We start from the raw sequence: 4,498 nt of genomic DNA, 5'->3' as shown, positions 1-4,498 counted from the left end.
CCCCCCGCGGCACTCAACCACGCCACTGCCGAAGGCACTCCCAGTCGGCTTCCGTCTGATCCGCGTACAGCTGCGCGAAGCGGCACAACGCCACCTCGAGGGCATCGGAATCGCCGGTGTATCCCGAGATCATCGACGCACCACTGGTGCGCGCATGTCCTTTGGCCAGCAGTCGGCCCACCACCCGTGCGTAGTCGACCAGCGCGGGTGCATCGATCGACGACAGGTCGATCGTTCCTTTCATGTTGCGGAACTGCCGCACGTAGTACTGCCGTCCGGCGATGGTCGTCCAGCCCAGCAGCGGATCGCTGACGGTCTGCAGATCCTGCTGATACTCGACGACGCGCTGCCCCTGATGATCGTGCCAGGCCGATTCGCCATGCACGTACGGCGCGAGCACCGAGCGTCTGGCCTGCTTGAGCTGCAGAAACACGACGTCGTCCTCGCTGGTGCCCTCGAGCAGAGCCACGTACGCCCGCAGGCCGACGCTGCCGACGCCGACCACGCGGTGCGCCACGTCGATCAACGTGTATCCACCGAGCACTCGACGCCAGTGTGGGGTGAGGGTGAGCAGATACTCGTCCAGTCCGACGGCGAGAAGTTCCTCGTCCTTTGCCGAGATGCGCGTGGTGATCGGCGGCTCCTCGACGATTCTGCGCTTGCCCTCGTGCTTCTCGGTGAAACGCGGCAGAACGCGGTCACTGGTGCGTCGACGCGCCTTCTTGGTGGCGCGTTTGATCTCCTTGCGCAGCGACCCCTCGGTGGCGTCGCGCTGCAGCTTCTCGGCCGTCAGACGCTGGAACGAACGCGACATCAGCGGCTCGTCGGCAAGCCTGGCCACCTCGATTCGGTACGCGGACACACAGGCGGTGACGGCGTCGCGGCACTGATCCTCGGTGCGGCCGTTCTGCCGCCCGGCCACCCAGATGCTCGCGGCGAGCCGTCGTAGATCCCATTCCCAGGCACCCGGGTGGGCCTCGTCGAAGTCGTTGAGGTCGATGACGAGGTCGCGTTCGGGTGAGGCGTAGAAGCCGAAATTGCCGAGGTGGGCGTCGCCACTGATGACCGGGTTGATACCGGTCGACGGCAGCATGGCCACGTCCCGAGCCATGACGATGGCCGTGCCCCGCAGAAATCCGTACGGGGACTCGACCATCCGCTCGAGGCGCGTCGGTATCAGCCATTCGATGCGGCCCTGGTGCGAGTATTCGATCTGCTTGACCGGGTCGGGTCGGTCCGGTGGTGGAGTCCAGTCACCCAGGGAGGCGATCGGTACCTTCTCGCGTAGGCGTCGACCCAGTTCGTAGCGTTCGGCGCGGGGGAGAGGACGGGCGCGCAGCGAGGCGAACGACGCGCTGTCGACATCTACCGAGTCGGTGACGACCGTGTGACCTTTTCCCAAGCCGGACATGTGAGATGACACTAATCCAGTGCTATCCGGCGGCTTTACCGAACTTCCAGTATCCGGTGAAGCAGATGCTGGATTTCGGCACTGCGCGGTCGTTCACCAGGTATCTGCGCAAGCCCGTCGCCAAACCCTGCTCGCCTGCCACGTAGACGAACGGGGTGCCGCCCGGAAGTTCGGTTTTCTGCACGGCGGCGAGTGCCGCATCACCGGGCTTGGCGTGCGAGTTGGGGCGCACGATCCAATTCAGCTCGACGCCCGGCGGCACGTGGTGATGCTGGACGTCGGCCTCGGTGGGGACTTCGATGAACACCACGGCCCGCAGGTCCTCGGGCGAGGATCGCAGTATTCCGAGAATCGCCGGAGCTGCACTCTCGTCGCCGACGAGCAGTTGCCATGGGGTCTCGGTGTCCGGGTTGTAGATGCGTCCTTCGTCGAGAATCGCGACGCGGTCTCCGGGAACGGCGTGCGCGGCCCACGACGACGCTGGACCTGCTTCGCCGCCGTGTTCGCCGCCGTGTACGACGAAGTCCACGTCCATCTCCGCACCCTCGCTGAACGTGCCCTGGCCTGCGGGCCGGAAGTCGCGGACGGTGTAGTTGCGGACCACCGGCTTGGTGTCCTTGGAGAAGGTCAGATACTGGGCGTACCAGAGTTTGGAGGTCGAGCTGGGGATGCGGGGTTCGCGCTGGCCAGGTTGCGGCAGGAACAGTCGGAACCACTGGTCGTATCCCATGTACCGGTAGTTCGAGAGCGACTCGCCCCCGAGGGTGATTCTGACGAACCCGCAACTGATCCGATCGGCTGCGAGAACGTGCAGACGGTAGAACGCCGGGTGCTCGGGTTTGAGGTACTTGGCCATGCCGGTGAGATTAGTGGACCCTAACTCCGAATGGGGTCGCGTCGATTCACTCGGGTCGATCTCGTCGATAGTGTTGGACTACCTTCGCTCCCATCGGCACCGCGAACAGCATCATGAACACTCGGATGATCTGTGCGGCCACAACGAACGTGACGTTCGCTCCGGTCGATGCCGCTATGGCCAACACCGCGTACACCCCGCCCGGGGTGGTCGCCAGGTAGCCCTCGTATCCGCTGGTGCCCGTTGCCGAGGCCAGCCACAATCCGAGCAGCGCGCAGCCGACCGTGACGGCGATGATCAACATCAGCGCTGCGGGCAGCACCCGCGAGATCGACTTCAGGCTCGCGACGGTGAACCGCAGACCGGCCTGCCACCCGATCACGATGTACGCCGCCCACAGCAGCAACGTGGGAACCGATGCGTCGAACGACACCCCGGCAACGTCGGCGCACGTGGCGGCGATCAGCGGCCCCAGCAACGCCGGCGCGGGAAATCGAAGCGCCAGTGCGAGCAGGACTCCCACCCCGCCGCAGACCAGCACGAAGGCCAGGTCCACGTACAGCGGAGCTCCGGAATCTGCGAGCATCATCGACTGACCGGGCTGCGCACTGAACACCAGCGTCGCCACCAGCGGCAGGGTGGTGGTGAGAGAACGACCCGCAGGTACTGAACCACCGCCACGACGCGTTCGTCGCCGCCGAGTTCCTGGGCGATGGCCACCAGGCCCGACGCGCCGCCCGCCACCAGCGCCAGCGCACCGGTCAGTGAATCGATGTCCTTCCGCAGTCCCAACAGTGCGCCCGCGGCGATGGACAACAGAAGCGTTCCGACGCATGCCAGCAGCACCGGCAACCAGGCGTCGCCCAGCGAGCTGAGTGTGTCCTGCTGCACCAGGGTCCCGATCTCGACGCCCAGCACCGCCTGCGCCACCATGCCGAGCCGTCGTGGCAGCGGAGCGCGCTCGGTGCCCGTGGTCGGTGCCCAGCCTGCGAGAGCGAAGATCACCGCCACCAGCAGCGCGACGAACAGTGCTGCCGACGGAATCCCCAGAGCATCCGCGCCGACGGTCAGGCCGACGGTGACGAGAACCAGCAGCGACCAGCGAATCAAGAAGGCCGCTCGATCTCACGGACCTCGGGCGGCAACCCCCACTCGGAACGGCCGAGGCGGCTGAGCGGGGCGATGGCGTCGAACTCGGGGAGGCCGTCCTCGGCGAGGAACTCAGGACGCACCGACAGGGCGACGACGTTGCCCATGACGACGAAGCAGTTGCCCACCTCCACGACGCGATGCAGCTTCGCCTCGATGGCGATCGGAGCGGCCGCGACGCGCGGTGGCGTCACGACGGTGCTGGGTTCGCTCTCGATCCCGACGGCCTCGAATTCGCTGACGCCGTGATCGAAGCTCGCCGAGCTGCTGTTGACCTGATCCACCAACGGTGCCGTCGCCAGATTCACGACGAACTCGCCGGTGGCCTCGATGTTGCGAAGACTGTCCTTGCGGGTCACCGACGTGAACTGCACGACCGGCGGCACAGTCGACGAGACCGTGAAGAAGCTGTAGGGCGCGAGGTTCGCCACACCGTCGGCCGAGACGGTCGAGACCCAGGCGATGGGCCGAGGTACCACCGAAGCGGTCAGGAGCTGGTAGAAGCGACCGGGAGCGACCTCGTCGGGCCGAAAGACTGTACGCACACCTTCATACTGTCAAAGCCCGGTTGCGGCGTCCGACCGACGCGTCTGACACTGTAGGAAACTGTGAATCCGTCCACCGCACAGGCCACCGCAGTCGTCGACGAACTGGCGCGCAGCGGGATCCGAGACGTCGTGTTGTGTCCCGGCTCGCGGAACGCCCCGTTGGCGTTCGCGTTGCAGGAGGCAGACGTCGCCGGCAGCCTGCGCTTGCACATGCGGATCGATGAGCGAACCGCCGGCTTTCTGGCCATCGGCCTGAGCCTGGGCAGCGGTCAGCCCGTCCCTGTGGTGATGACGTCGGGAACCGCGGTCGCCAATCTGGGGCCTGCGGTTCTCGAGGCGAACTACGCACGCATTCCGCTGATCGTCATCAGCGCCAACCGCCCGTACGAGATGCTCGGCACCGGCGCGAACCAGACCATCGAGCAGCTCGGCCTGTTCGGATCTCAGGTTCGCGCGACGATCAGCCTCGGGCTCGCCGAGGAAGGGCCCAAGCAGAACAGTCAGTGGCGCAGTGCCGTCTCGCGGGTCATCGCC

The 4,498-nt window shown here is 66.2% G+C and carries 6 protein-coding genes; 1 reads left to right on the top strand and 5 read right to left on the bottom strand.

From position 1 onward, the window contains the following. Window positions 1–13: 13 nt before the first annotated feature. From RHBS_RS24815 to RHBS_RS24800, 5 genes are read right to left on the bottom strand one after another with little or no spacing between them, the layout of a single operon-like run. Window positions 14–1,411: a DUF2252 domain-containing protein gene (locus tag RHBS_RS24815; protein ID WP_128646737.1), complete on the bottom strand. Its 1,398-nt coding sequence runs from the start codon at window positions 1,409–1,411 to the stop codon at window positions 14–16. A 22-nt stretch (window positions 1,412–1,433) separates the two neighbouring features. After that, a complete protein-coding gene (locus RHBS_RS24810; protein WP_128646735.1) occupies window positions 1,434–2,267 on the bottom strand; it encodes a siderophore-interacting protein in 834 nt (277 codons plus the stop codon). A gap of 46 nt (window positions 2,268–2,313) precedes the next feature. Continuing rightward, complete coding sequence (locus RHBS_RS31935) at window positions 2,314–2,895, bottom strand: AbrB family transcriptional regulator (protein ID WP_306303572.1); 582 nt, start codon at window positions 2,893–2,895, stop codon at window positions 2,314–2,316. After that, the gene (locus RHBS_RS31930; protein WP_306303571.1) at window positions 2,853–3,377 is read right to left on the bottom strand and encodes an AbrB family transcriptional regulator; all 525 of its coding nucleotides are present in this window, start codon (window positions 3,375–3,377) and stop codon (window positions 2,853–2,855) included. Before RHBS_RS31930 ends, RHBS_RS31935 begins: the two co-directional genes overlap by 43 nt. Next, window positions 3,374–3,961, bottom strand: a complete 588-nt coding sequence (locus tag RHBS_RS24800) for a flavin reductase family protein (RefSeq protein WP_121873425.1) — start codon at window positions 3,959–3,961, stop codon at window positions 3,374–3,376. The genes RHBS_RS31930 and RHBS_RS24800 overlap by 4 nt, the downstream gene beginning before the upstream one ends. A 63-nt stretch (window positions 3,962–4,024) precedes the next feature. Here RHBS_RS24800 and RHBS_RS24795 point away from each other — a divergent pair. Then, on the top strand, window positions 4,025–4,498 hold a 474-nt coding region (locus tag RHBS_RS24795), incomplete at its 3' end, for a thiamine pyrophosphate-binding protein (protein ID WP_272913895.1).

The organism is Rhodococcus sp. BS-15 (assembly GCF_000813105.1).
Lineage (GTDB): Bacteria > Actinomycetota > Actinomycetes > Mycobacteriales > Mycobacteriaceae > Rhodococcoides.
This window is presented reverse-complemented; position numbering and strand designations above follow the sequence as displayed.